The organism is Erwinia sp. HDF1-3R (assembly GCF_039621855.1).
Taxonomy (GTDB): Bacteria; Pseudomonadota; Gammaproteobacteria; order Enterobacterales; family Enterobacteriaceae; genus Erwinia.
In genome coordinates this window covers 2,725,487-2,748,286 of record NZ_CP155071.1, presented here as the reverse complement: position 1 = coordinate 2,748,286, position 22,800 = coordinate 2,725,487, and the positions used below count along the sequence as shown (strand labels likewise).

Sequence of the window (22,800 nt, the reverse complement as noted above, 5' to 3'; positions counted from 1 at the left end):
GGATCGAGGAGAGAGGAATTAATGGCTGGTCACAGTAAATGGGCAAATACCAAACACCGCAAAGCGGCTCAGGATGCCAAACGCGGTAAGATTTTCACCAAAATTATCCGCGAGCTGGTCACGGCGGCCAAGCTGGGCGGCGGCGATGCCGCCTCCAACCCGCGCCTGCGTGCGGCAATGGATAAGGCGCTGTCAAACAACATGACGCGCGACACCATGAATCGTGCGATTGCGCGCGGCGTGGGCGGTGAAGATGACAGCAACATGGAAACCATCATCTATGAAGGTTACGGCCCCGGCGGCACGGCTGTGATGGTCGAGTGCCTGAGTGATAACCGTAACCGTACCGTTTCCGAAGTGCGTCACGCGTTTACCAAAACCGGCGGCAACCTCGGCACGGACGGCTCCGTCGCCTACCTGTTTACCCGTAAAGGTGTGGTGTCATTTGCGCCGGGTCTGGAAGAAGACAGCGTAATGGACGCAGCGCTGGAAGCGGGTGCGGAAGATGTGGTGACCTATGATGACGGTGCCATTGACGTGTTCACCGCCTGGGAGTCGCTGGGTGAGGTGAAGGATGCGCTGGAAGCGGCGGGACTGCCCGTGGAATCCGCCGAGGTCACCATGATCCCATCAATGAAGGCCGATATGGATGCTGAAACGGCACCTAAACTGCTGCGCCTGATTGATATGCTGGAAGACTGTGACGATGTGCAGGAAGTCTACCATAACGGTGACATCTCTGATGAGGTGGCGGCAACCCTTTAATGGCGTTGCACTCACTTAAAATCCCTCTGGCCGGAGACGCGTGATGGCGATCATTTTAGGTATCGATCCAGGTTCACGCATAACCGGCTATGGCGTTATTCGTCAGGTCGGACGGCAGCTGACCTATCTGGGCAGCGGCTGTATACGCACCTCGGTGACTGATTTACCCACCCGCCTGAAGCTGATTTATGCAGGCGTCAGCGAGATTATTACCCAGTTCCAGCCGGAATATTTTGCTATTGAGCAGGTGTTTATGGCGAAGAATGCGGACTCCGCGCTAAAGCTTGGTCAGGCGCGCGGTGCGGCAATCGTGGCGGCGGTAAATCAGGACCTGCCGGTGTTTGAATACGCCGCCCGGCAGGTGAAACAGACCGTGGTCGGCACGGGCAGCGCGGAAAAAAGCCAGGTGCAGCATATGGTCAGAACGCTGCTTAAGCTGGCCGCAAACCCCCAGGCAGATGCCGCCGATGCGCTGGCCATCGCCATCACCCACTGTCACGTTAGCCAGAATGCTAACCGCATGGGAGAAGGGCAGCTTAACCTGGCGCGTGGTCGCCTGCGTTCCTGAGAGGCTGGATATCCATCCAGCTTTTTTTATGCTATAACCCCGCACTGATGCTCATCAGCAGGTAGCCTAAAAGATAAGGGGTAAGATGTGATTGGTCGTTTACGAGGCATTATTCTTGAGAAGCAGCCGCCGCAGGTATTGCTGGAAGCCAACGGCGTGGGCTATGAAGTACATATGCCGATGACCTGCTTTTATGAGCTTCCCGAACTGAACCACGAAGCGGTGATCTTCACCCACTTTGTGGTGCGCGAAGATGCCCAGCTGCTGTTTGGTTTTAACAGCAAGCAGGAGCGCGCGCTGTTTCGCGAGCTGATCAAAGTGAACGGCGTGGGGCCTAAGCTTGCGCTGGCTATCCTCTCCGGCATGTCTGCCCAGCAGTTTGTGACCGCCGTAGAACGGGAAGAGATTGCCGCACTGGTTAAACTGCCAGGCGTGGGCAAAAAAACCGCCGAGCGGCTGGTGGTGGAAATGAAAGATCGCTTCAAAGGTATGCATGGCGATCTGTTTGCTGCTGATGCACCTTTCGCACTGACCAGCGAAGTGCAAAACGCCGCAGTATCCAATGATGCGGAAAGTGAAGCGGTTGCTGCGCTGGTATCGCTGGGGTATAAACCTCAGGAAGCCAGCCGGATGATCGCAAAAGTGGATCGCCCGAATGCCGACTGCGAAACGCTTATTCGCGAAGCCCTGCGCGCAGCTATCTGAGGTAAAGCATGATTGAAGCCGACCGCCTGGTCTCGCCGGGAACCATCACTGAAGAAGAGGTCATTGATCGGGCTATTCGCCCCAAACTGCTTGAGGAGTATATCGGCCAGCCGGTCGTTCGCGAGCAGATGGAGATTTTTATCCAGGCAGCCAAAATGCGCGGCGATGCGCTCGATCACCTGCTGATTTTTGGCCCGCCGGGGCTGGGTAAAACCACGCTGGCGAATATCGTTGCCAACGAGATGGGCGTAAACCTGCGCACGACCTCCGGGCCGGTGCTGGAGAAGGCAGGCGATCTGGCGGCCATGCTGACCAACCTTGAACCGCACGACGTGCTGTTTATTGACGAAATCCACCGGCTGTCACCGGTTGTGGAAGAGGTGCTCTATCCGGCGATGGAGGACTACCAGCTGGATATTATGATTGGCGAAGGCCCTGCCGCGCGCTCAATCAAGCTGGATCTGCCGCCCTTCACCCTGATTGGCGCCACCACGCGGGCGGGATCGCTGACCTCACCCCTGCGCGATCGCTTCGGCATCGTGCAGCGGCTGGAGTTCTACCGCGTTGAGGATCTCCAGTATATCGTGGCGCGCAGCGCGGCCTGCCTGGGTCTGCCGCTCAGCGAGGAGGGGGCGCTGGAAATTGCCCGTCGCGCCCGCGGCACACCGCGTATCGCAAATCGACTGCTGCGGCGCGTACGGGATTTCTCGGAGGTGCGCGCCGCGGGCAGCCTGAGTGGCGAGGTGGCATCCCGCGCGCTGGATATGCTGAGCGTCGATACCGAGGGGTTTGACTATATGGACCGCAAGCTGCTGCTGGCGATCATTGACAAATTTACCGGTGGTCCGGTGGGGCTGGATAACCTTGCTGCGGCAATTGGTGAGGAACGCGAAACCATCGAAGACGTACTGGAGCCTTATCTGATCCAGCAGGGATTTATTCAGCGCACCCCGCGCGGGCGCATCGCAACTCAGCACGCTTATAAGCATTTTGGCATCACCCGGGAAGAGTAGATCCCGGTTCCGGAGAGTGCGAGAGAGGGCGCGACGGCGATAGGCCGACCGTCGGGCGCATCAACGTGGAGCGGTATTGCGCGCATGCCCGGGTCAGATGAGACCGAAAAAAAACACCCTGACAGCATAACGCTGGCAGGGTGTTTTTTTGTGTGTTATCTCAGACGCGGGGTTTGACCGCCATGCTGAGTAAAAACATCAGTGAGGCCCCAAGAACCACCGACGGCCCCGCCGGAGTATCCCAGGTAGCAGAGAAGCTCAGGCCCGCCGACACGGCCACTATCCCCACCAGCACGGCAACGCCGGCCATCTGTTCCGGCGAACGCGCAAAGCGCCGGGCGGTGGCCGCCGGGATGATCAGCAGCGACGTGATGATCAGCGCGCCGACAAACTTCATTGCCACGCCGATGGTCAGCGCGGTCACCAGCATTAACACCATTTTGCTGCGCTGGATATTCACGCCATCCACCTGCGCCAGTTCCGGGCTAATGGTCATTGACAGCAGCGAACGCCAGTTAAATGCCAGTACCGTAAGCACCACGGCCACGCCCGCCGCAATGCTGTAGAGATCGGTTGGGGTCACCGACAGCAGATCGCCAAACAGATAGGCCATCAAATCCACCCGCACGTTTGACATCAGGCTGACCACCACCAGCCCCAGCGACAGCGCGCTGTGCGCCATAATGCCCAGAAGCGTATCGATCGCCAGGTGGGGACGACGCTCCAGCCAGACCAGCACCATCGCCAGTAACAGCGTGACCGCGATAACCGCATAAAACGGACTGACGTTAAGCAACAGGCCAAACGCGACGCCCAGAAGGGAGGCGTGGGCCAAGGTATCGCCAAAATAGGACATACGACGCCAGACCACAAATGACCCCAGCGGGCCAGCCGCCAGCGCCAGTAACACTCCAGCCAGCCAGCCGGGTAAAAGCAGTTCAATCACTGACCTGTTCCTCTGCGTAGAACGATACGTCCCTGGAGATCGTGCCGATGGTTATGATGGTGGCGATAAATTGCCAGCTGCTGGGCTCCCTGAGAGCCAAACATGGCGATAAATTCAGGATGCTGCGACACGGCTTCCGGCGTGCCGGAGCAGCAAATATGCTGATTCACGCACAGCACCTCGTCGGTCTTGGCCATCACCAGATGCAGATCGTGCGATACCATCAGTACGCCGCAGTTCAGCTCATGACGCAGCTGGTCTATCAGATCGTAAAGGGCGACCTGACCATTAACGTCAACGCCCTGAGTCGGCTCATCCAGCACCAGCAGCTGCGGATCGTTAAGCAGGGCGCGGGCAAGCAGTACGCGCTGCATCTCCCCACCAGAGAGTTTTTGCAGCGGGTAGTTCAGCAGCTGGGCGGCCTGGACACGGCTAAGCGCCGGGACGATATCCGCGCGCCGCACACCGCCGCGCAGCAGCATAAAGCGCTCAACCGTCAGCGGTAGCGTGGAATCCAGATGGATCTTTTGTGGAACGTAACCGATACGGAGCTGGGCAGGGCGGTGGATGCTACCCTGGTCGGGTTTTATTAACCCCAGCACTACGCGAACCAGGGTAGATTTCCCTGCCCCGTTAGGGCCGAGCAGCGTCAGAATACGCCCCGGCTTAAGCGTAAGCGACACATCGGAGAGGACGCGACGAGCACCAAAGCTGACCGAAATTTTTTCAAGACTTATCAGTGAGGTCATAGTGATTACAGGTTGCAGAAGTTTTAGAATGTTATAATATCACATTCCATCGACCCCTCACGATGGAATGACGCATTATGTTACATAAAATTAAGCCCGCCTTCGCCTCCCTTGCGGGGCTTGCTTTTGCCGCTTCGCTGACCCTGCCTGCCCAGGCGGCGGTTGTCGCCTCGGTTAAACCCCTTGGCTTCATTGCTGCTGCCATTGCTGACGGCGTGACGCCTGTCCAGGTTTTGCTGCCTGATGGCGCATCCGAGCATGATTATGCCCTGCGGCCTTCTGATGTCAAACGCCTGCGCAGCGCGGATTTGGTGGTGTGGGTGGGGCCGGAAATGGAGGCGTTTATGCCGAAAGCGGTGGGACAACTGCCCGCCGGGAAATCCATTGAACTGGCCGCGCTGCCGGCGGTAAAACCCCTGCTTATTCGCGGTGCCGATGATGACGATAGCGGGCATGAAGAGGGGTCACAAGCCCATGAAGAGTCGGGGCATTCTCATCATCATGGCGAGTACAATATGCACCTGTGGATGTCCCCAGAAATCGCAAGGCAATCTGCGGTTGCAATCCACGCAAAATTGTTGGAACTTATGCCGCAAAGCAGAGACAAACTAGACGCGAACCTGCAGCATTTTGAGGCAGAATTGGCTACCGCCGATTCGCAAATCCAGTCTCAGCTTGCTCCGGTGAAAGGAAAGGGTTATTTCGTTTTTCACGATGCCTACAGCTACTTTGAAAAACATTTCGGATTGACCCAAACGGGACATTTTACCGTTAACCCTGAGATCCAACCCGGCGCGCAGCGACTACATCAAATACGAACAGAGCTGGTTGAGCGTAAGGCCGTTTGCGTCTTTGCTGAACCACAGTTCAGGCCAGCCGTGATTGAGGCCGTTGCCCGCGGGACTGACGTACGTTCTGGTACGCTGGACCCACTGGGCACCGCCATCACTCCGGGCAGAGACAGCTATGTGAAATTCCTCTCACAGCTGTCCACCCAGTACGCGAGCTGCCTGAAAGGAGACTAGAGGAATATAATACGTGCAGCAGATTGCCCGCGCTGTCGCCATGGCGTTCAACACATTGCCAAGAACCCACCGCATTATGCTGGGTTCACTTACCGCTGTTACTCTGGCCGTCTCTGTCTGGCGGCCTTATGTCCATCATCCCGCTGATGAAAATCCCATCGTAAAAACGATTGAGATGGATAAAAATCAGCTGCGTAAGCTGCTGCCGGAGGCCAGTGAACCTCTCGATCAGGATACGCCCGCCCCTGAAGATGACGTACCTAAAGATGAAATAGATGAAGACGTGCAGAATGAAACCGGTACGCACGACTATGTCGTGTCCTCCGGCGATACCCTGAGCAGCGTTCTGAATCAGTACGGCATTGATATGGGCGACATCGCTCAGCTGGTTAAAGCCGATAAAGACCTGCGTAATTTACAGGTAGGCCAGCAAATTTCCTGGACGCTGACCGATGACGGCCAGCTACAGCGCCTCACCTGGGAAGCCTCCCATCGCGAAACCCGCACCTACGATCGCTCGGGCGATACCTTTAAAGTCAGTTCTGAAATGCTGAAAGGCGAGTGGAAAAGCAGCGTACTTTCCGGCACGGTTGAAGGCAGCTTTGTCACCAGCGCCAAACAGGCAGGGCTGAGCAGTGGTGAAATCAGTGCGGTGATCAAAGCCCTCCAGTGGCAGATGGACTTTCGCAAGCTGCGCCACGGTGACAAATTTTCGGTATTGATATCCCGCGAGATGATGGATGGCAAGACCCAGCAGAGTCAGCTCAAAGGGGTACGCCTGGAGAGCGGCGGCAAGGATTATTATGCCATTCGTGCCGATGACGGTAAGTTCTACGATCGCAGCGGCGCCGGGCTTGCCCGCGGCTTTATGCGCTTCCCTACGGTTAAACAGTATCGCATCTCCTCAAACTATAACCCCCGTCGTCTGAACCCGGTAACGGGGCGCATTGCGCCGCATAAAGGCGTTGATTTCGCGGTGCCAATCGGCACGCCAGTGCTGGCGGTGGGCGATGGTGAAGTTATCGTCTCTAAGCGCAGCGGCGCGGCAGGGAACTACGTTGCCATCCGTCACGGTCGCCAGTATATGACCCGCTATATGCACCTGAAAACGCTGCTGGTGAAGCCGGGTCAGAAGGTCAAGCGCGGCGATCGTATCGCCTTAACCGGCAACACCGGACGCTCAACCGGCCCCCATCTGCATTATGAAATCTGGATCAATAATCAGGCGGTCAATCCACTGACGGCGAAGCTGCCAATGATGGAAGGCCTGACCGGCAGTGAGCGCAGTGCTTATCTGGCCCAGGTCCGGGAAGTGATGCCGCAGCTGCGCTTCAAATAGGCTTAGCGGATTTTTCTTAAGCCGACGGGATGCTCCCGCCTGCTTTTTCGTTTTATCCGTAAAATGATGGGGCATTGCATTATCGCCCGTCGGCACTATCATAGGCCGGTTATTGTTTGAGGCGAGTGCATGGAAAAGAGCAAAAAAAGCAGCATTGAATTTATCCCCGTTTTTCAGAAATCCTTTCTGATGCCGCGCTACTGGGGCAACTGGCTGGCGATTGGCTGCTGTGCCGGACTGGCCTGGGTGCCAGCCCGCCTTCGCGATCCGCTGCTGGGCGCGCTGGGGCGGCTGGCGGGAAAATTTGCGAAAAGCGCACGACGTCGGGCACAGATTAATCTGTATTACTGCCTGCCTGAGCTTCCTGAAGCAGAAAGGGAAAAAATCATCGACGATATGTTCGCCACTGCACCACAGTCAATGGTGATGATGGCAGAGCTGGCGTTGCGTCCTGCGCATACCCGTCCGCGCATTAAGTGGCATAACCGCGAAATCATTGACAGCTGTCGCGATGCGGGGGAGAACGTGATTTTCCTTGTCCCGCACGGCTGGGCGGTCGATATTCCGGCTATGGTGCTGGCCTCGGAAGGGCAGAAAATGGCGGCGATGTTCCATAACCAGCGCAATCCGCTGATGGACTACGTCTGGAACGCGATCCGCCGTCGCTTTGGTGGCAGAATGCATGCCCGTAATGACGGCATCAAACCCTTTATCAGCTCGGTCCGTCAGGGATACTGGGGCTACTATCTGCCCGATCAGGATCACGGTGCTGAACACAGTGAGTTTGTCGATTTCTTTGCCACCTACAAGGCGACGCTGCCTGCCGTAGGGCGGCTGATGAAGGTATGCCGTGCCAGAGTGGTGCCGCTGTTTCCGGTTTATAACAGCAAAACGCACCAGCTGGACGTCCTGCTGCGGCCACCGATGGATGACCTGCTGGAGGCCGACGATACCACGCTGGCCCGGAGGATGAACGAAGAGGTGGAAGTGTTCGTACGCCCGCATCCCGAGCAGTACACCTGGATCCTCAAGCTGCTGAAAACGCGTAAAGAGGGGGATATCGAACCTTACCGGCGTAAGGACCTCTATCCTAAGTAGTGCGCAGTAAAAAGGGCGGAAATTCCGCCCTTAATCGTCTCCAGCGCCGTGCGGGTTAAAGCTGCACGACATCGCCTGAGGCTATCGCGCCGCTACTCCACGCGCAGCACACGGCTGGTATTGGTGGTACCGGTCGTGCTCATCACGTCGCCCTGGGTAATAATCACCAGATCCCCGGACATCAGAAAGCCCTTATCGCGCAGCAGGTCGGTGGCGTCATGCGCTGCGGCGACGCCATCCTTGTCACTGTCGAAAAACACCGGCGTCACGCCGCGATACAGTGCGGTCAGATTCAGCGTGCGTTCATGGCGGGACATGGCGAATATCGGCAGGCCGGAGGTAATGCGTGAGGTCATCAGCGCGGTACGCCCCGACTCGGTCATGGTGATAATGGCCGTAACGCCCTGGAGATGGTTAGCGGCATACATCGCCGACATGGCGATGGCTTCTTCAATATTATCAAACTGCACGTCGAGCCGGTGTTTGGACACGTTGATGCTCGGGATCTTTTCCGCCCCCAGGCACACTTTTGCCATTGCGGAGACGGTTTCCGCCGGATACTGTCCGGCAGCCGTTTCGGCGGAGAGCATCACCGCATCGGTGCCATCAAGCACGGCGTTGGCCACATCCATTACCTCTGCGCGGGTCGGCATCGGGTTGGTGATCATCGACTCCATCATCTGGGTGGCGGTAATCACCGAGCGGTTAAGCTGACGGGCGCGGCGGATCAGGGCTTTCTGGATACCGACCAGCTCGGGATCGCCGATTTCTACCCCTAAATCGCCACGGGCAACCATCACCACGTCAGAGGCCAGAATGATATCGTCCATCGCCTCCTGGCTGGCAACGGCTTCGGCACGCTCCACTTTGGAGACGATTTTTGCATCACAACCGGCATCACGCGCCAGGCGGCGGGCATAGTTGAGGTCTTCACCACAGCGCGGGAAGGAGACGGCCAGGTAGTCACAGCCGATTTTGGCCGCGGTCAGGATGTCCGCTTTGTCTTTTTCGGTGAGGGCTTCCGCTGACAGGCCGCCGCCCAGCTTATTGATCCCCTTGTTATTGGAAAGGGGGCCGCCCACCGTCACTTCGGTAAAGACCTTCATGCCCTGGACCTCGCGCACTTTAAGCTGCACGCGGCCGTCGTCCAGTAGCAGAATATCCCCCGGCACGACGTCGGCGGGCAGACCTTTATAGTCGATACCCACCTTCTCGCTGTCGCCTTCACCTTTCCCCAGGCTGGCGTCGAGCAGGAAGCGATCGCCAATGCTCAGGAACACCTTGCCCTCTTTGAAGGTGGAGACGCGAATTTTTGGCCCCTGCAGGTCGCCGAGGATCGCCACATGACGCCCCAGCTTCGCGGCGATTTCACGCACTTTATTCGCCCGGAGAAGATGATCTTCAGCCGTACCATGCGAGAAGTTCAGACGGACAACGTTGGCACCCGCGGCGATGACTTTTTCGAGGTTATTATCGCGATCGGTAGCGGGACCCAGCGTGGTAACGATCTTGGTTCTTCTGAGACGTCTTGACATGTATAACTCCATTGACGTTATAAGGGGGTGTTGCAGCAGCAACCCCGGTAAAGGTGAGCGCTTGTTATCGGGCGGGCCACGGATGATTAACCTCTGTGCCTCTTCGGGCGGTTAACCCGGCGTGAGCGGCTCTTTTTCAAAACGTGACTCTTTTAGCGCCGACTTTACCCGTTTGAGGTTATCACGAAAACTGGCTCCCCGACGCAGCGTAAACCCCGTTGCCAGCACGTCCACCACCGTGAGCTGTGCCAGCCTGGAGACCATCGGCATATAGATGTCGGTGTCCTCCGGCACGTCCAGCGTCAGTGCCAGCGTGGCTGCCAGCGCTAAGGGCGACCCCGGCGAGGTAATAGCCAGCGCGGTAGCATCATTTTCCCGCGCAAGCTGCGCCAGTTCGACTAAATTTTTAGTACGCCCGGTGTGCGAGATAAGCACAATCACGTCGCCTTCCGCACTGTTAATGCAGCACATGCGCTGCATCACAATATCATCGGAATAGATCACCGGTACATTGAAGCGGAAAAATTTATTCATGGCATCGTGAGCCACGGCGGCGGACGCGCCAAGACCAAAAAAGGCGATCTTTTTCGACTGCGTAAGCAGGTCGACGGCGCGATTGACGGCCACGGCGTCAAGGCTGTTTTTCGCTCTGTCGAGACCGGCCATGGCCGATTCAAAAATCTTTTGCAGATACGCTCCGGCGCTATCATGTTCTTCGACATGCCGGCTGACATAGGGGGTACCGTTCGCCAGGCTTTGCGCCAGTACCAGTTTGAAGTCGGGAAAGCCTTTGGTACCCATTCTGTGACAAAAGCGGTTCACAGTCGGTTCACTTACCGCCGCCTCGCGGGCCAGCAGGGCAATACTGACATGGATGGCCGATTCCGGGGCGGCCAGAATCACCTCCGCGACCTTACGTTCGGATTTGCTCAGGTGGAGGAGAGTGACCTGAATTTTTTCCAGCATATTCATGGCGTGCTTCGCTCATCTTTTCTGACGATTTCATTCAAAGGAGAAATCGATGTCAATTTGTAGAGAATATACAATGGGCTAAACAGGCAGCGGCAGCATTGAGACGGCAATCGCAGTTTATTTTGTCAGAGTTTGAGCTACATCGTATTTTTAGCGCGGACATCAGACACAAAACCGTTGAAAAGAACGAATGAACTAACCGACCTGAGGGCGGTATCGTCGATATAATCGGCTTAAATGGCATACTCTGTGCTGTTACAGAGCGGTCAGGTTTACGTGGACCGGCCAAAAGCAGTACATTGTATTGAAAGAGAATGATAATAAGAGCCTGGATGTTTATGGAATCAGCAGGTCAGGCTCGTCCTGCAACGAGGAGATTATAATGGCGGTTACACAAACGGCTCAGGCATGCGATCTGGTTATTTTCGGTGCCAAAGGCGATCTCGCGCGCCGGAAACTATTGCCTTCCCTGTATCAGCTGGAAAAAGCCGGCCAGATCCACGAGGAGTCGCGCATTATTGGCGTGGGTCGCGCTGACTGGGATAAGGCCGCTTATACCAAGGTGGTTCGCGAAGCGCTTGAAACCTTCATGAAGGAGAAGATTGACGAGGCGCTGTGGGACAAGCTCAGCAATCGTCTGGACTTCTGCAACCTCGACGTTAATGACTCTTCGCATTTTCCTAAACTGGGTAAAATGCTCGACCAGAAAAACCGCGTCACCATCAACTACTTCGCCATGCCGCCAAGTACCTTTGGGGCGATTTGTAAAGGCCTGGGCACCGCGAAGCTCAACGCCCAGCCCGCTCGCGTAGTAATGGAAAAACCGCTGGGGACGTCGCTGGATACCTCACGCGAAATTAACGACCAGGTTGGCGAATATTTCGAGGAAAACCAGGTGTTCCGTATTGACCACTACCTGGGCAAAGAGACGGTTTTAAACCTGCTGGCGCTGCGCTTTGCCAACTCGCTGTTCGCGTCTAACTGGGACAACCGCACCATCGATCACGTGCAGATCACCGTGGCGGAGGAAGTGGGAATAGAAGGGCGCTGGGGCTATTTCGACAAAGCTGGCCAGATGCGGGATATGATCCAGAACCACCTGCTACAGGTTCTGACGATGATTGCCATGTCGCCGCCGGCCGATCTCTCGGCTGACCGCATTCGTGACGAGAAAGTGAAAGTTCTGCGCTCGCTGCGCCGCATCGATCATACTAACGTGCGTGAGAAAACCGTGCGGGGCCAGTATACCTCCGGCTTTGTGCAGGGCAAAAAAGTGCCTGGCTACCTGGAAGAAGAGGATGCTAACAAATCCAGCAGCACCGAAACCTTCGTTTCTATCCGCGTGGATATCGACGACTGGCGCTGGGCAGGCGTGCCTTTCTACCTGCGTACCGGTAAGCGTCTGCCGACCAAGTGCTCTGAAGTGGTGGTCTATTTTAAAAACCCCGCGCTGAACCTGTTCAAAGAGTCCTGGCAGGAGCTGCCGCAGAACAAGCTGACCATCCGTTTGCAGCCCGATGAGGGCGTGGATATTCAGATCCTCAACAAGGTGCCAGGGCTTGATCATAAGCATAACCTGCAAACCACCAAGCTGGACCTGAGCTTCTCGGAAACCTTTAACCAGTCGCACCTGGCAGATGCCTATGAGCGGCTGTTACTGGAAACCATGCGGGGTATTCAGGCGCTGTTCGTGCGCCGTGATGAGGTGGAAGAGGCCTGGAAATGGGTTGACTCCATCATGGACGCATGGGCAGCCGATAAAGAAGCACCTAAGCCGTATCAGGCAGGAACCTGGGGGCCCGTTGCTTCTGTCGCGATGATCACCCGCGACGGACGCTCCTGGAACGAGTTCGAGTAGCGCCTCTTCGCGCAGCGTCATGGCACGCTGCGCGAGTTTTACGGGGCAGGCCCTTTATGGGGGCTATCCGACTGGCTCCACCAACGGCTATCAGGGACTGCCCTGCGCCGCCGGAATCTGTTCGATGTATCAGCCGCTAACCTTAATGCCTGCCGCACAGGCGACAGCGCGCTGAACGGCATCGTCGCAATCCTGACCCGTCGCCAGCGCGACGCCCAGCCTGCGCTTACCCTGAATCTCAGGCTTACCGAACAGGCGGATCTGCAAACCGGCCCCCAGTACCGCGCCGAGATTTGCAAACCGCACATTATCGCTCTCCAGCTCGGGAAGGATCACCGCAGAGGCCGCGCAGCCATACTGGCGGATCCCGCCAATCGGCAGGCCGAGGAAGGCGCGAACGTGCAGGGCAAATTCGGAGAGATCCTGAGAAATCAACGTCACCATGCCGGTATCGTGTGGCCGCGGTGACACTTCGCTGAATACCACCTCATCGCCGCACACAAACAGCTCCACGCCAAACAGGCCGTGGCCGCCAAGGGCGCTAACCACTTTTTCGGCTATCTGCTGCGCGCGCTGCAAGGCCAGATCGCTCATCTGCTGCGGCTGCCAGGACTCACGGTAGTCGCCGTCTTCCTGACGGTGGCCAATGGGGGCGCAAAAATGGATGCCGTCAACCGCGCTCACGGTCAAAAGGGTGATTTCAAAATCGAACTTAACCACGCCCTCCACGATGACGCGTCCGGCACCCGCCCGTCCACCCTGTTGAGCATACTGCCAGGCAGCGCTCAATTGTGAGGCATCGCGGATAAAACTCTGACCTTTACCCGATGAGCTCATTACCGGCTTAATGATGCACGGGAAGCCAATTTCATCGGCGGCCTGCAAAAAAGCGGCTTCACTGTCGGCAAAACGATAGGAAGAGGTGGGTAAGCTGAGCTCTTCCGCAGCCAGGCGACGAATACCTTCACGATTCATCGTCAGACGCGCCGCGCGGGCGGTTGGCACCACATGCTGACCCTGTTTCTCCAGCTCAACCAGCATATCCGTGGCGATGGCTTCAATTTCCGGCACGATATAGTCAGGGCGCTCCAGCGCAACGAGTGATTTTAGCGCCTCGCCGTCCAGCATATTGATCACATGGCTACGATGGGCCACGTGCATTGCGGGCGCATCGGCATAGCGATCGACGGCAATCACCTCGACGCCAAGACGCTGGCATTCCAGCGCGACTTCCTTACCCAGTTCACCTGATCCTAACAGCATTACGCGGGTTGCGGCAGGGCGCAGCGCGGTTCCGAGAGTGGTCATAGTTGCTACCTGATTGGAGGAAAAAAACGCGCGCAGTATAAACGAAAACGTTTGCGTATTCATCTGCTTTTCCGGGCTTGAGCTAAAAAAAGCCTGCTGCTATACTGTATAAAAATACAGTTAAATGAGGTGAGCGGAATGGCTGTTGAGATAAAATACGTTGTCGTTAGAAAAGGTGAGGAAAAGATGACATTCGCCAGTAAAAAAGACGCGGACGCCTACGATAAAATGCTTGATATGGCTGAAGTCTTCAGCGACTGGCTGAGTGAAGGGCCGGTGGCGCTTGATGAGCAGCAGCGTGAAGCCTTTGGCCTGTTCCTGGCAGAGAACAAGGATGCCGTACAGCATATTGTGAAGACCAGCAAAATGCCGGAAGGGGCAAAAGCAGAGGCGAATCACGCTTCTGCCCGCGCAGAGGCTGATAGCGCTGACCCTGTTGAAGTGAGTGAGCAGCAGCCTACAGACGTGCAGGCATCCGCGGATGAATTGGATGAAGAAACCGCTGAGGGTGCATCCGCTAACGCGAGCAAACGTAAGTCTGCCCGTACGCCAAAAGCGGCATAACGGTCAGTCGCCCCAGCGGCAGGCCGGGGCGAATAATCATACGAGGTCGTGCGGCGAACCAACCGGCATAGGAAGGGGTTTGCAGCCGTTATGCTACCCTAAGCGGTTACGCGACCCGCCGGGCTGAGCGGGTTTTACTGGCCCCGCTGGGCAATACAGCGTTTCAGGGCGTGCATCGCCTCTTTCGCAACTTCATCAGGAGCCTGCTGGTGGTAGCTGTCGTTAAAGACCTCCAGTCCAAGCGGGCCTGCATAACCCTGAGTTTCCAGGTAGTCCAGCAGCGTGTAGAGCGGGAAATTTCCCTGGCCAGGCAGCAGTCGGCTGTGGCGGGCGGTATCTATCAGCTGGTCCTGCCCGGGTAGGGTGCTAAGATCTGAAAGCTGGACGAGGAAAATCTTTTCCATCGGGATCCCCGCAAGATCGGCAATGGTACGGTTGCGGGCAAAGATATGAAACGCATCGACGACCAGCCCGAGGTTGGGCGCATTGATTCGCTGCACCATCTGCCATGCCTGAACGGTGGTATTGATATGCGTGCTCCACGCCATCGCTTCAAACGCCACGCGCAGCCCACGTTTATCTGCCTCCTTCACCAGCCAGCGCAGGTCATCTTCTTCCCGATGGGCCACGCAGGCATGATGCGTAGATGCCGGGGTGAGTAGCGTGGTTGCGCCCAGGCTTACGGCCGTATCCAGCATCTTAAGGGCCAGCTTACGCTTATCTTCACGCTCGCCATCCGGCGCACCGTCAAAATCCAGCAGCACCTGGTAATCCGTCAGAGAAAGTTTTTGTTCCCGGGTAAACGTCCCTACGTCCTGTGCATTGCCTTTCGCGTTTTCCACGTCCTGACGCCAAAGCTCAACCTGCTGAAAGCCAGCTTTAGACGCAGCAATCAGCTTCTCTTCAGGCGTGCCACCCAGCAAAACGGTGTTGATAAACAGTGGGTTATTACTAAAGCGCATATCTGCTCCCTTTTAAAAATGTGCAGTAAAATCTGCGGGCCGTCGTCAGGCCTCACATCTGCCTGATATCGCCCTGGCGAGGGTCTGAGGTTGCTGGCAGAGTAATGAGTATAGTCATCGCTTCAGAACGTGCTTCAGATCACACTTTATCGTTACCTGGCATTCATCGCAGCAACATGCCACCCTTAGTGCATATGTTTTAGTGAGCGGGACAGATGTGATGAAAACACCACCGATAGCCAGAAAAAAACCTTTCGAGATGACGCTGCATGGCGATACGCGAACAGATAATTATTACTGGCTGCGCGATGACCAGCGTGACGATCCCGACGTGCTGGACTATCTTCATGCCGAAAATGATTACGGCAGGGCGGTGATGCAGTCGCAGCAGGCGCTTCAGGACCGGCTGTTAAAAGAAATTGTCGATCGCATTCCACAGCGCGATCGCTCGGTGCCCTATATCAAAAACGGCTACCGCTACCAGCGCCGCTATGAAGAGGGGAATGAGTACGCTATCTATACCCGCCAGCCTGAAAATACTGATGCGCCCGACGTATGGCAGACGTTGATAGACGGTAACCACCGCGCCGCACGCAGTGAATTTTACACGCTGGGCGGGCTGGGTATTTCTCCGGACAACACCATTATGGCGCTGGCTGAAGACTTTCTTTCCCGCCGCCAGTACGGCATTCGCTTCTGCAATCTGGAAACGGGGCACTGGTACGATGAAGTGCTGGAAAATGTGTCATCAAGCTTTGTCTGGGCCAACGACAGCACGACGCTTTACTATGTCCTGAAGGACAAGCAAACCCTGCTGCCCTGGCAGGTATGGCGACACAGGCTGGGCACCCCGCAGCAGGAAGATGAGCTGGTGTATGAAGAGAAAGATGACACGTTTTACGTCAGCGTGCATAAGACCACCTCCGAGCACTTTATCCTTATTGCGCTGAACAGTAGTACCACCAGTGAAATTCTGCTGCTGGATGCCGAATATGCGGACACCGCACCTCAGGTGTTCAGCCCGCGCCGCAAAGATCACGAATATACCCTCGACCATTATCAGCATCACTTCTATGTGCGGTCGAATCGTGAAGGAAAAAACTTCGGGCTCTACCGCACCGATCACTTCCGTGAAAATAGCTGGGAAACGCTGATCCCCGCACGCGAACACATTGTGCTGGAGGATTTCAGCCTGTTTCGCGACTGGCTGGTGGTGGAAGAGCGGCAGCGCGGCCTAACCAGCCTGCGGCAGATCGACAGGAAAAGCGGCGAGTCCTTTGGTATCGCCTATGACGATCCGGCCTATGTGACCTGGCTGGCCTACAACCCCAACCCCGAGACTAACAGGCTGCGCTACGGCTACTCCTCGATGACCACGCCAGACACCCTGTTTGAGATGGACATGGACAGCGGCGAGCGTCGGGTGCTTAAGCAGGCTGAAGTGAAAGGGTTCGATGCCAGCCACTATAAAAGCGAGCACCAGTGGATCAAGGGGCGCGACGGCGTGGAGGTGCCGGTTTCGCTGGTCTACCACCGGGAGCATTTCCGTCCCGGTAAAAACCCGATGCTGGTTTATGGCTATGGCTCCTACGGCAGCAGTATGGATGCCGACTTTAGCGCCAGCCGCCTGAGCCTGCTCGATCGCGGCTTTGTGTTTGTACTGGCGCATGTTCGCGGCGGCGGCGAATTGGGGCAGCAGTGGTATGACGATGGCCGGCTACTGAATAAGTTGAATACCTTCCACGACTTTATTGATGTCACCAACGCGCTGGTGGAACGCGGCTATGGCGATCCACAAAAGCTCTATGCCATGGGCGGTAGCGCGGGTGGCCTGCTGATGGGGGCCGTTATCAATATGGTGCCGGACCGTTTCCACGGCGTTGTGGCGCAGGTCCCTTTTGTCGATGTCGTCACCACCATGCTGGACGAGTCCATTCCGCTCACCACCGGTGAATATGACGAGTGGGGCAACCCAGCGGAGGAGCAGTACTATCGCTACATATCTCAGTACAGCCCCTACGACTGCGTTAGCCGTCAGGCCTATCCGCATATGCTGGTGACCACCGGTCTGCACGACTCACAGGTTCAGTACTGGGAGCCTGCTAAATGGGTGGCGAAGCTGCGCGAGCTGAAAACGGATGACAACCTGCTGCTGCTGTGCACGGATATGGATGCCGGACACGGCGGGAAATCAGGCAGGTTCAAATCTTATGAAGGGGTGGCAATGGAGTATGCCTTTATCATTGCGCTGGCGCAGGAGACGCTCAGCGCGGGTAATGCACACTAGTCTGCTGACAACGCCCGTTCCATCGCACCGCGAAGGTCGGGCTTCAGGTCGGGGATGTTTTTCAGCATCCATTTAAGATAGCCGGGGTCGCGCTTTGCCACCTCGTCGATTTTACTGCCGCGATATTTGCCAAAAGGGAAGGTGCTGCTGGAGCCGCGAACGTTCATCCGGCGAACCAGTTCCGCCTCATCCCAGCCGGAAAAATCCATGATGCGGATCAGCAGTGCCGCCGTTACATAGCAGTCATACAGCGCCCGGTGGGCATGCAGGCCCGGCGGCGTCTCCACCTCCAGCTGCAACGATTCGCGCAGTGCCTGATTACCATACTTACGCCCCGGCCACAGGCCGCGTGCCAGCGTCATGGTGCAAATCCATTCTCCGTGCATCTCCGGCAGCATTCTGCGGTCAAAGCTGGCGTTATGCGCTACGTAAAACGCGCTGCCGTGATAGCGGCTGATAACCTGCTCAATGGGTGGTTTATCGGCAACCATCGCTTCCGTAATGCGATGAATCGCCATCGCCTGGCGGCCGATGGGGCGATCCGGACACACCAAATCGCTCATGGGATTGATAATGGTTCCACCCACCACATCCACGGAGGCTATTTCAACAATCCCGCCCTGCAATCCACAGGTTTCAGTATCTATTACGCGCAGCATAATGCGTCCCTTTTGAAAATCTGACCGTTAGCCTACAGAATGCACTTCGCCTTGCCAATCTTTACCCTGTCTGCGGGCAATGACCAGCTCTTCGCCGCTGCCCCCCAGCACAATCTGTTGTCCGGTTTCATCCCACAGCGCACTCTGACCGGCGCTCTGGTAGCCACCAGTGGGCAGGGCGTGGTTAGCCATTAAGACCGCCATTTTGTATTCGCGCGACCAGCGGGCAAGAAAGTCACAGTCCTTCTGGTAGCCCTGCTTAGAGACCAGCACCCCGGTGGCATATAAATTTGCCCCGCGCTGTGCCGCCTCGCGGGCGAAGGCCTCCACGCTGATGTCGGCACAGATTGCCATCGCCACCTGATGCCGGGGATAACCGAACAGGGGGATGCTCTCACCGATCTGAAATATCTGCTTCTCATCGCCAAACAGATTGCGCTTACCGTAGGCGATGCGTGTTCCTTCCGGTAAAAAAGTGATGGCGGCAAGCAGCGTACGATTTTCGTCCCTGAGCGGCAGGCCGACGATAATCGTCATGTGGTATTGGCTGGCCGCATCGGCAAAAACCTGCAGGCGGGGATCGTCCAGCGACATCGCCAGGGTTGCTGCCAGCGCTAACTCGTAGCCAGTGAGAGAGAGTTCAGGGAAGATCAGGACGTCGACGTTAAGTCGGGCGGCCTGATGTATAAATTCAAGATGGCGCGAAATGTTCCACTCGGTTTGACCGGGACGCGATCCTGACTGTGCAGCGGCAATACTCCACACGGACATAGGCTTTCCTGCTGGGGCTGTGATGAAGCGCTATATCAACCGAAGCGACCGGGAAAAACAAGCGGGGAAGCCATAAATTTAACGCTATTTTAGTTTGGGTTCATAGGGCAGACGGGAAAGGCTGAGCGATGCCTGCCGGTACTGCACCAGTCGCTGACGAAACCAGTCACGCAGCGCTTCTGGCTGTTCGCGCTCAACCATTTCAGCAATGACCGGCATATTATACCGCTCTTTAAAGGCCACACCTGCGGCGGCAAGGTCCACGTTAACCTTATCTTTCTCTTCCTGGGACACTTCAGCCAGATTGTATTTCATGGGGATCTCCTGATATCCGCGCCAAAAGTAAAGCAGTTGCGCGACTTTCGCAAGCCTCACGGCGGGAATCGCCCTTATCGGCTCGACACCTTATTTTAAGCGGAGTATTCTTTCGGCCTTAGCGCAGCCAACAGGTTGCCAGGCAAAGGATAATAGGATGATTATGCGTAAGTTCTCAATGGTTTTTACGCTGGCACTCGCGGCCGCGTTCTCGCAGCAGGCTTCTGCTCATGCCCACCTGAAAAGCCAGTATCCGGCAGCGAACGCCAACGTAGAGGCTTCTCCGCAGGCCCTGACGCTGACCTTCTCTGAGGATATCGAACCCGCCTTTAGCGGCGTAGACGTGCTCAATGCCAGCCAGCAGGCCGTGCCGCTGGAAAAGGCCGAACGCGCGCCAAAACAGCACAACCAGCTGATTGTCCCCCTGAAGCAGCCACTGCCAGGCGGCCAGTACCAGGTCAACTGGCACGTGCTGTCGGTTGACGGGCACAAAACCAATGGGAACTACACCTTTAGCGTGAAGTAATATGTCTGTCAGCCTGTGCTGGGTGCTGTGCCGCTGGCTGCACTTTATGGCGCTGCTCACGCTAACCGGCGCCAGCGCCTTTACTGTCTTCCTGGCGCCCGCCCAATTCAGGGCGCATATGTCGGTGCGACTCTCTCCACTGCTTAAGTCAGGCGCTATCGCCTCGCTGCTAACGGCGGTGCTACTGCTGGTGATTCAAACCGGCATGATGGGCAACGGCTGGCAGGACGTGAGCAATGTCGACGTCTGGCGCCTGGTGCTGCAAACCCGCTTTGGCGTGGCCTGGCAGTGGCAGCTTATCGCCGGCGTGGTCGGTGTCGCAGCGCTGGGGCTAAAGGGCAGGGGGCAACAGTGCCTGCTGCTGCTAAGTGGTATTGGACAGCTTGCCGGTCTGGCATTTACTGGCCACGCCGCCATGCTGGACGGCGCGCTCGGGTTTTTACAGCGCAGTAATCACGCCGTGCATTTGATTTCCGCTGCCTTCTGGGCGGGCGGGCTGCTGCCGGTACTGCTGCTGATGGCGGATGTGCGACAGCCCGCCCGCAATGACGCGATCCATACGCTGATGCGCTTCTCACGCTATGGGCATCTTGCCGTGGCGCTGGTGCTGCTGAGTGGGGTGGTTAACGCGTGGCTGCTGCTCGGCTGGCCGCCGGGCCATTTTCAACTCTACAGCCGGCTGCTGCTGCTAAAAATTGCGCTGGTGGGACTAATGTGCGGCATCGCGCTGTTTAATCGCTACTGGCTGGTCCCACGCTTCCAGCACAGCGGGGAGCAGGGCCAGCGCCGGTTTATACAGGCGACGCTGGCTGAACTGCTGCTGGCGGCCATGGTGCTTCTGCTGGTAAGCCTGTTTGCCACGCTTGAACCCGCCTGATTATCATTTTCTACCGTCTGCGCGGCAGATGTTTTCTTAAGAGGAATTGAACCACCATGAAGAAGTTAGCCAGTCTGATGATTGCGTTGAGTTTTTGTTCCAGTGCGATGGCGGCAGAGATTATTACCGTCAGTCGTTTCCAGGTCGGCAAAGACAAATGGATGTTCGATCGTGAAGAAGTGATGCTGACCTGCACTAAGGGCAACGCGCTGTTCGCCATCAACCCCAGCACGCTGATGCAGTATCCGCTCAATGACAAAGCCGAGGCGCTGGTAAAAAGTGGCAGCGCTAAAGGCCAGCCGATTAGCGTTATCCAGATTGACGACCCGCAGCATCCGGGCCAGAAGAAAAGTCTGCAGCCGATTATCGATCGCGCCCAGAAGCTCTGTGATTAAATACGATTAAAGGCTTTGTGACGAAATAACGCTTTGTAACAGCTATTTAGAAATCTATATAACGCACTCAGACGGCGCTGGTATCGGGTTTTCACTTTATGCCAGCGCGTTAACTGTTTTTCCCGCCCCTTTTTCAGATCCATTTGCAATTGTTCCGTTACGATCACAAAGCGAACATCTTCTTTATGCTCGGTTTACAACTGGCTGGATTATCCCCGCGCCTGTACTACCTTTTAAAGTGCAAGGCGACATAGCCTGCATTAATGCCAACTTTTAGCGCAAGGCTCCGTTAAAAGAGCCATTTCCCTGGACCGAAGACAGGAATCGTCTTCGGTCTTTTTTTTTAATGTATTTAAAAACAGTAACTTAGTGTTAAATCAATCAGTTAGACACCCTGCTGTTATACCGTGTTACCCCCTGTAGGAACCTCTGTAGACACTTTGTAGTCATTTTTACCTGTGATTTTCGCCAATGGATTATTGGTAACAGCTTCCTCCAAATGGTCAGGAGCGAAGTGAGCGTAACGCATAGTTACGCGGATATCTGAGTGCCCGAGGATGCGTTGTAGAACGACAATGTTGCCACCGGCCATCATAAAGTGACTGGCGAAGCTGTGGCGTAAGACGTGGCTCATCTGACCCTCTGGCAACTCTATCGCGGCAAGGCGAATAACCCGGTAGAACTGGCGATAGCATTCAGAAAAAAAAGAGCCTTCTTTATCTTTAAGATCGTTATAAAGCTGGTCCCCTATTGGAACCGTACGGTTTTTCTTACCCTTGGTATTTATGAAGGTGATTTTATTCGGGGATATCTGACTTGCCTTGAGTCCAGCAGCTTCGCTCCAGCGTGCGCCAGTGGATAAGCAGATTCTGACTATGAGGGTTAATTCGGGGTTGCCGTGTAAATCACAAGCTGCGAGGAGTCGTAATATCTGCGCGTCCGTGAGCCAGGACATTTCCTTTTCAGGTTCGTCAAACTCACGAATATTTTTGAGCGGGTTAGGGTAGGTGATCTCACCCAGGCGTTCCAGTTCGTTAAAGACTGCACGTAAAAAACAATGCTCACGATTTACCGTACCCACTTTGACCTTGAGAGATTTCTCACTGGTTTTATAGCCGTTCTCAATCTGGCCGCTTAGACGCCTTTCTCTGTAATGCGCCCAATCCTTTGCGGTGATGGTGGTTGCAACTGGATCACCCAATCCCCTACAAATTATATTGAGCTTGCCGAGCCGGCCTTTTTTATCACCCAGAGAGCAGCCATGTAATTTGTACCACAGGGTTATAAGTTCGCTGAGTTTACGGCGATCTTCTTTCTCGCCAAGCCAGGGTTTAGCTTTGGACTCCTCGACCTGATAACGTTCAAATGCTATTGCCTCAGCGCGAGTCTTGAAGCTCTTTCTGATGCGCTTACCCTCACGGCCATTTGGATAGAAATCGCAAAGCCATTTGCCGTCTGATTGTTTTCTGATAGCCATGATAAAACCTGAGTGTAAAAAACATAAAAATACTGTATGTAAATACAGTATTCAATGTTTGTTTTTCAGAATTCATACATGAAAAA

Annotated in this window: 23 protein-coding genes; 13 read left to right on the top strand and 10 right to left on the bottom strand. The window is 55.9% G+C overall.

Annotated features, from left to right (window positions below; translation table 11 throughout):
• Positions 1 to 21 precede the first annotated feature (21 nt).
• The 4 genes from AAGR22_RS12595 to ruvB all read left to right on the top strand — a co-directional run bounded on the left by AAGR22_RS12595 (position 22) and on the right by ruvB (position 3,051).
• On the top strand, positions 22 to 765 hold the full coding sequence (locus tag AAGR22_RS12595) for a YebC/PmpR family DNA-binding transcriptional regulator (RefSeq protein ID WP_345827825.1): 744 nt from the start codon (positions 22 to 24) through the stop codon (positions 763 to 765).
• Positions 766 to 808: 43 nt separating this feature from the next.
• Positions 809 to 1,333, top strand: a complete 525-nt coding sequence (ruvC, locus tag AAGR22_RS12590; protein WP_067701134.1) for a crossover junction endodeoxyribonuclease RuvC — start codon at positions 809 to 811, stop codon at positions 1,331 to 1,333.
• An 87-nt stretch (positions 1,334 to 1,420) separates the two neighbouring features.
• A complete protein-coding gene (ruvA, locus tag AAGR22_RS12585) occupies positions 1,421 to 2,038 on the top strand; it encodes a Holliday junction branch migration protein RuvA (protein WP_067701137.1) in 618 nt (205 codons plus the stop codon).
• A gap of 8 nt (positions 2,039 to 2,046) precedes the next feature.
• Positions 2,047 to 3,051, top strand: coding sequence for a Holliday junction branch migration DNA helicase RuvB (gene ruvB, locus AAGR22_RS12580; protein WP_345827822.1), 1,005 nt, complete (start codon positions 2,047 to 2,049; stop codon positions 3,049 to 3,051).
• Between the two features lie 160 nt (positions 3,052 to 3,211).
• On the opposite strand, the gene znuB is transcribed toward ruvB, so the two are convergent.
• Both znuB and znuC read right to left on the bottom strand, forming a co-directional pair.
• On the bottom strand, positions 3,212 to 3,997 hold the full coding sequence (znuB, locus tag AAGR22_RS12575; protein WP_067701144.1) for a zinc ABC transporter permease subunit ZnuB: 786 nt from the start codon (positions 3,995 to 3,997) through the stop codon (positions 3,212 to 3,214).
• A complete protein-coding gene (gene znuC, locus AAGR22_RS12570) occupies positions 3,994 to 4,746 on the bottom strand; it encodes a zinc ABC transporter ATP-binding protein ZnuC (RefSeq protein WP_067701147.1) in 753 nt (250 codons plus the stop codon). Before znuC ends, znuB begins: the two co-directional genes overlap by 4 nt.
• Before the next feature lie 77 nt (positions 4,747 to 4,823).
• Here znuC and znuA point away from each other — a divergent pair, with 77 nt between their 5' ends.
• From znuA to lpxM, 3 genes are all read left to right on the top strand, one after another.
• The gene (znuA, locus tag AAGR22_RS12565) at positions 4,824 to 5,771 is read left to right on the top strand and encodes a zinc ABC transporter substrate-binding protein ZnuA (RefSeq protein WP_067701150.1); all 948 of its coding nucleotides are present in this window, start codon (positions 4,824 to 4,826) and stop codon (positions 5,769 to 5,771) included.
• Positions 5,772 to 5,784: 13 nt separating this feature from the next.
• Complete coding sequence (mepM, locus tag AAGR22_RS12560) at positions 5,785 to 7,110, top strand: murein DD-endopeptidase MepM (RefSeq protein ID WP_345827819.1); 1,326 nt, start codon at positions 5,785 to 5,787, stop codon at positions 7,108 to 7,110.
• A 129-nt stretch (positions 7,111 to 7,239) separates the two neighbouring features.
• Positions 7,240 to 8,208 (top strand): lauroyl-Kdo(2)-lipid IV(A) myristoyltransferase, encoded by a 969-nt coding sequence (lpxM, locus tag AAGR22_RS12555; protein ID WP_067701156.1) that lies wholly within the window; start codon positions 7,240 to 7,242, stop codon positions 8,206 to 8,208.
• A gap of 92 nt (positions 8,209 to 8,300) precedes the next feature.
• Here lpxM and pyk read toward each other — a convergent pair whose 3' ends face one another.
• Together pyk and AAGR22_RS12545 are read right to left on the bottom strand one after the other, a co-directional pair.
• Positions 8,301 to 9,743, bottom strand: a complete 1,443-nt coding sequence (gene pyk, locus AAGR22_RS12550; protein WP_067701157.1) for a pyruvate kinase — start codon at positions 9,741 to 9,743, stop codon at positions 8,301 to 8,303.
• A gap of 111 nt (positions 9,744 to 9,854) precedes the next feature.
• Positions 9,855 to 10,715: a MurR/RpiR family transcriptional regulator gene (locus AAGR22_RS12545; protein ID WP_067701161.1), complete on the bottom strand. Its 861-nt coding sequence runs from the start codon at positions 10,713 to 10,715 to the stop codon at positions 9,855 to 9,857.
• 382 nt (positions 10,716 to 11,097) lie between these two features.
• On the opposite strand from AAGR22_RS12545, the gene zwf reads away from it, so the two are divergent.
• Entirely contained in the window at positions 11,098 to 12,573 is a 1,476-nt protein-coding gene (zwf, locus tag AAGR22_RS12540; protein ID WP_067701163.1) for a glucose-6-phosphate dehydrogenase, read from the top strand.
• A 129-nt stretch (positions 12,574 to 12,702) separates the two neighbouring features.
• On the opposite strand, the gene purT is transcribed toward zwf, so the two are convergent.
• Positions 12,703 to 13,881 carry a formate-dependent phosphoribosylglycinamide formyltransferase gene (gene purT / locus AAGR22_RS12535; RefSeq protein ID WP_345827814.1) on the bottom strand — a complete coding sequence of 393 codons (1,179 nt, stop codon included), beginning with the start codon at positions 13,879 to 13,881 and terminating at the stop codon, positions 12,703 to 12,705.
• Between the two features lie 138 nt (positions 13,882 to 14,019).
• Between purT and AAGR22_RS12530 the strand changes: the two genes are divergently transcribed.
• On the top strand, positions 14,020 to 14,445 hold the full coding sequence (locus AAGR22_RS12530) for a YebG family protein (RefSeq protein WP_345827812.1): 426 nt from the start codon (positions 14,020 to 14,022) through the stop codon (positions 14,443 to 14,445).
• 134 nt (positions 14,446 to 14,579) lie between these two features.
• On the opposite strand, the gene AAGR22_RS12525 is transcribed toward AAGR22_RS12530, so the two are convergent.
• Entirely contained in the window at positions 14,580 to 15,407 is an 828-nt protein-coding gene (locus AAGR22_RS12525; protein ID WP_345827810.1) for a sugar phosphate isomerase/epimerase family protein, read from the bottom strand.
• Between the two features lie 220 nt (positions 15,408 to 15,627).
• Between AAGR22_RS12525 and AAGR22_RS12520 the strand changes: the two genes are divergently transcribed.
• Positions 15,628 to 17,694: a prolyl oligopeptidase family serine peptidase gene (locus AAGR22_RS12520; RefSeq protein ID WP_345827808.1), complete on the top strand. Its 2,067-nt coding sequence runs from the start codon at positions 15,628 to 15,630 to the stop codon at positions 17,692 to 17,694.
• On the opposite strand, the gene exoX is transcribed toward AAGR22_RS12520, so the two are convergent.
• From exoX to AAGR22_RS12505, 3 genes are all read right to left on the bottom strand, one after another.
• Complete coding sequence (gene exoX, locus AAGR22_RS12515; protein ID WP_345827806.1) at positions 17,691 to 18,353, bottom strand: exodeoxyribonuclease X; 663 nt, start codon at positions 18,351 to 18,353, stop codon at positions 17,691 to 17,693. The two genes, AAGR22_RS12520 and exoX, sit on opposite strands and share 4 nt — an antisense overlap.
• A gap of 27 nt (positions 18,354 to 18,380) precedes the next feature.
• Positions 18,381 to 19,124 carry a carbon-nitrogen hydrolase family protein gene (locus AAGR22_RS12510; protein ID WP_345827805.1) on the bottom strand — a complete coding sequence of 248 codons (744 nt, stop codon included), beginning with the start codon at positions 19,122 to 19,124 and terminating at the stop codon, positions 18,381 to 18,383.
• Between the two features lie 84 nt (positions 19,125 to 19,208).
• Positions 19,209 to 19,439 carry a DNA polymerase III subunit theta gene (locus tag AAGR22_RS12505; RefSeq protein ID WP_067701181.1) on the bottom strand — a complete coding sequence of 77 codons (231 nt, stop codon included), beginning with the start codon at positions 19,437 to 19,439 and terminating at the stop codon, positions 19,209 to 19,211.
• Positions 19,440 to 19,602: 163 nt separating this feature from the next.
• Here AAGR22_RS12505 and yobA point away from each other — a divergent pair, with 163 nt between their 5' ends.
• The 3 genes from yobA to AAGR22_RS12490 are packed head-to-tail and all read left to right on the top strand — an operon-like array spanning position 19,603 to position 21,237.
• Positions 19,603 to 19,965 carry a CopC domain-containing protein YobA gene (gene yobA / locus AAGR22_RS12500; protein WP_345827802.1) on the top strand — a complete coding sequence of 121 codons (363 nt, stop codon included), beginning with the start codon at positions 19,603 to 19,605 and terminating at the stop codon, positions 19,963 to 19,965.
• A 1-nt stretch (position 19,966) separates the two neighbouring features.
• The gene (gene copD / locus AAGR22_RS12495; protein ID WP_345827800.1) at positions 19,967 to 20,842 is read left to right on the top strand and encodes a copper homeostasis membrane protein CopD; all 876 of its coding nucleotides are present in this window, start codon (positions 19,967 to 19,969) and stop codon (positions 20,840 to 20,842) included.
• Between the two features lie 56 nt (positions 20,843 to 20,898).
• Positions 20,899 to 21,237: a YebY family protein gene (locus AAGR22_RS12490; protein ID WP_067701190.1), complete on the top strand. Its 339-nt coding sequence runs from the start codon at positions 20,899 to 20,901 to the stop codon at positions 21,235 to 21,237.
• Between the two features lie 400 nt (positions 21,238 to 21,637).
• Here AAGR22_RS12490 and AAGR22_RS12485 read toward each other — a convergent pair whose 3' ends face one another.
• A complete protein-coding gene (locus AAGR22_RS12485; protein ID WP_345827798.1) occupies positions 21,638 to 22,714 on the bottom strand; it encodes a tyrosine-type recombinase/integrase in 1,077 nt (358 codons plus the stop codon).
• Positions 22,715 to 22,800 lie beyond the last annotated feature (86 nt).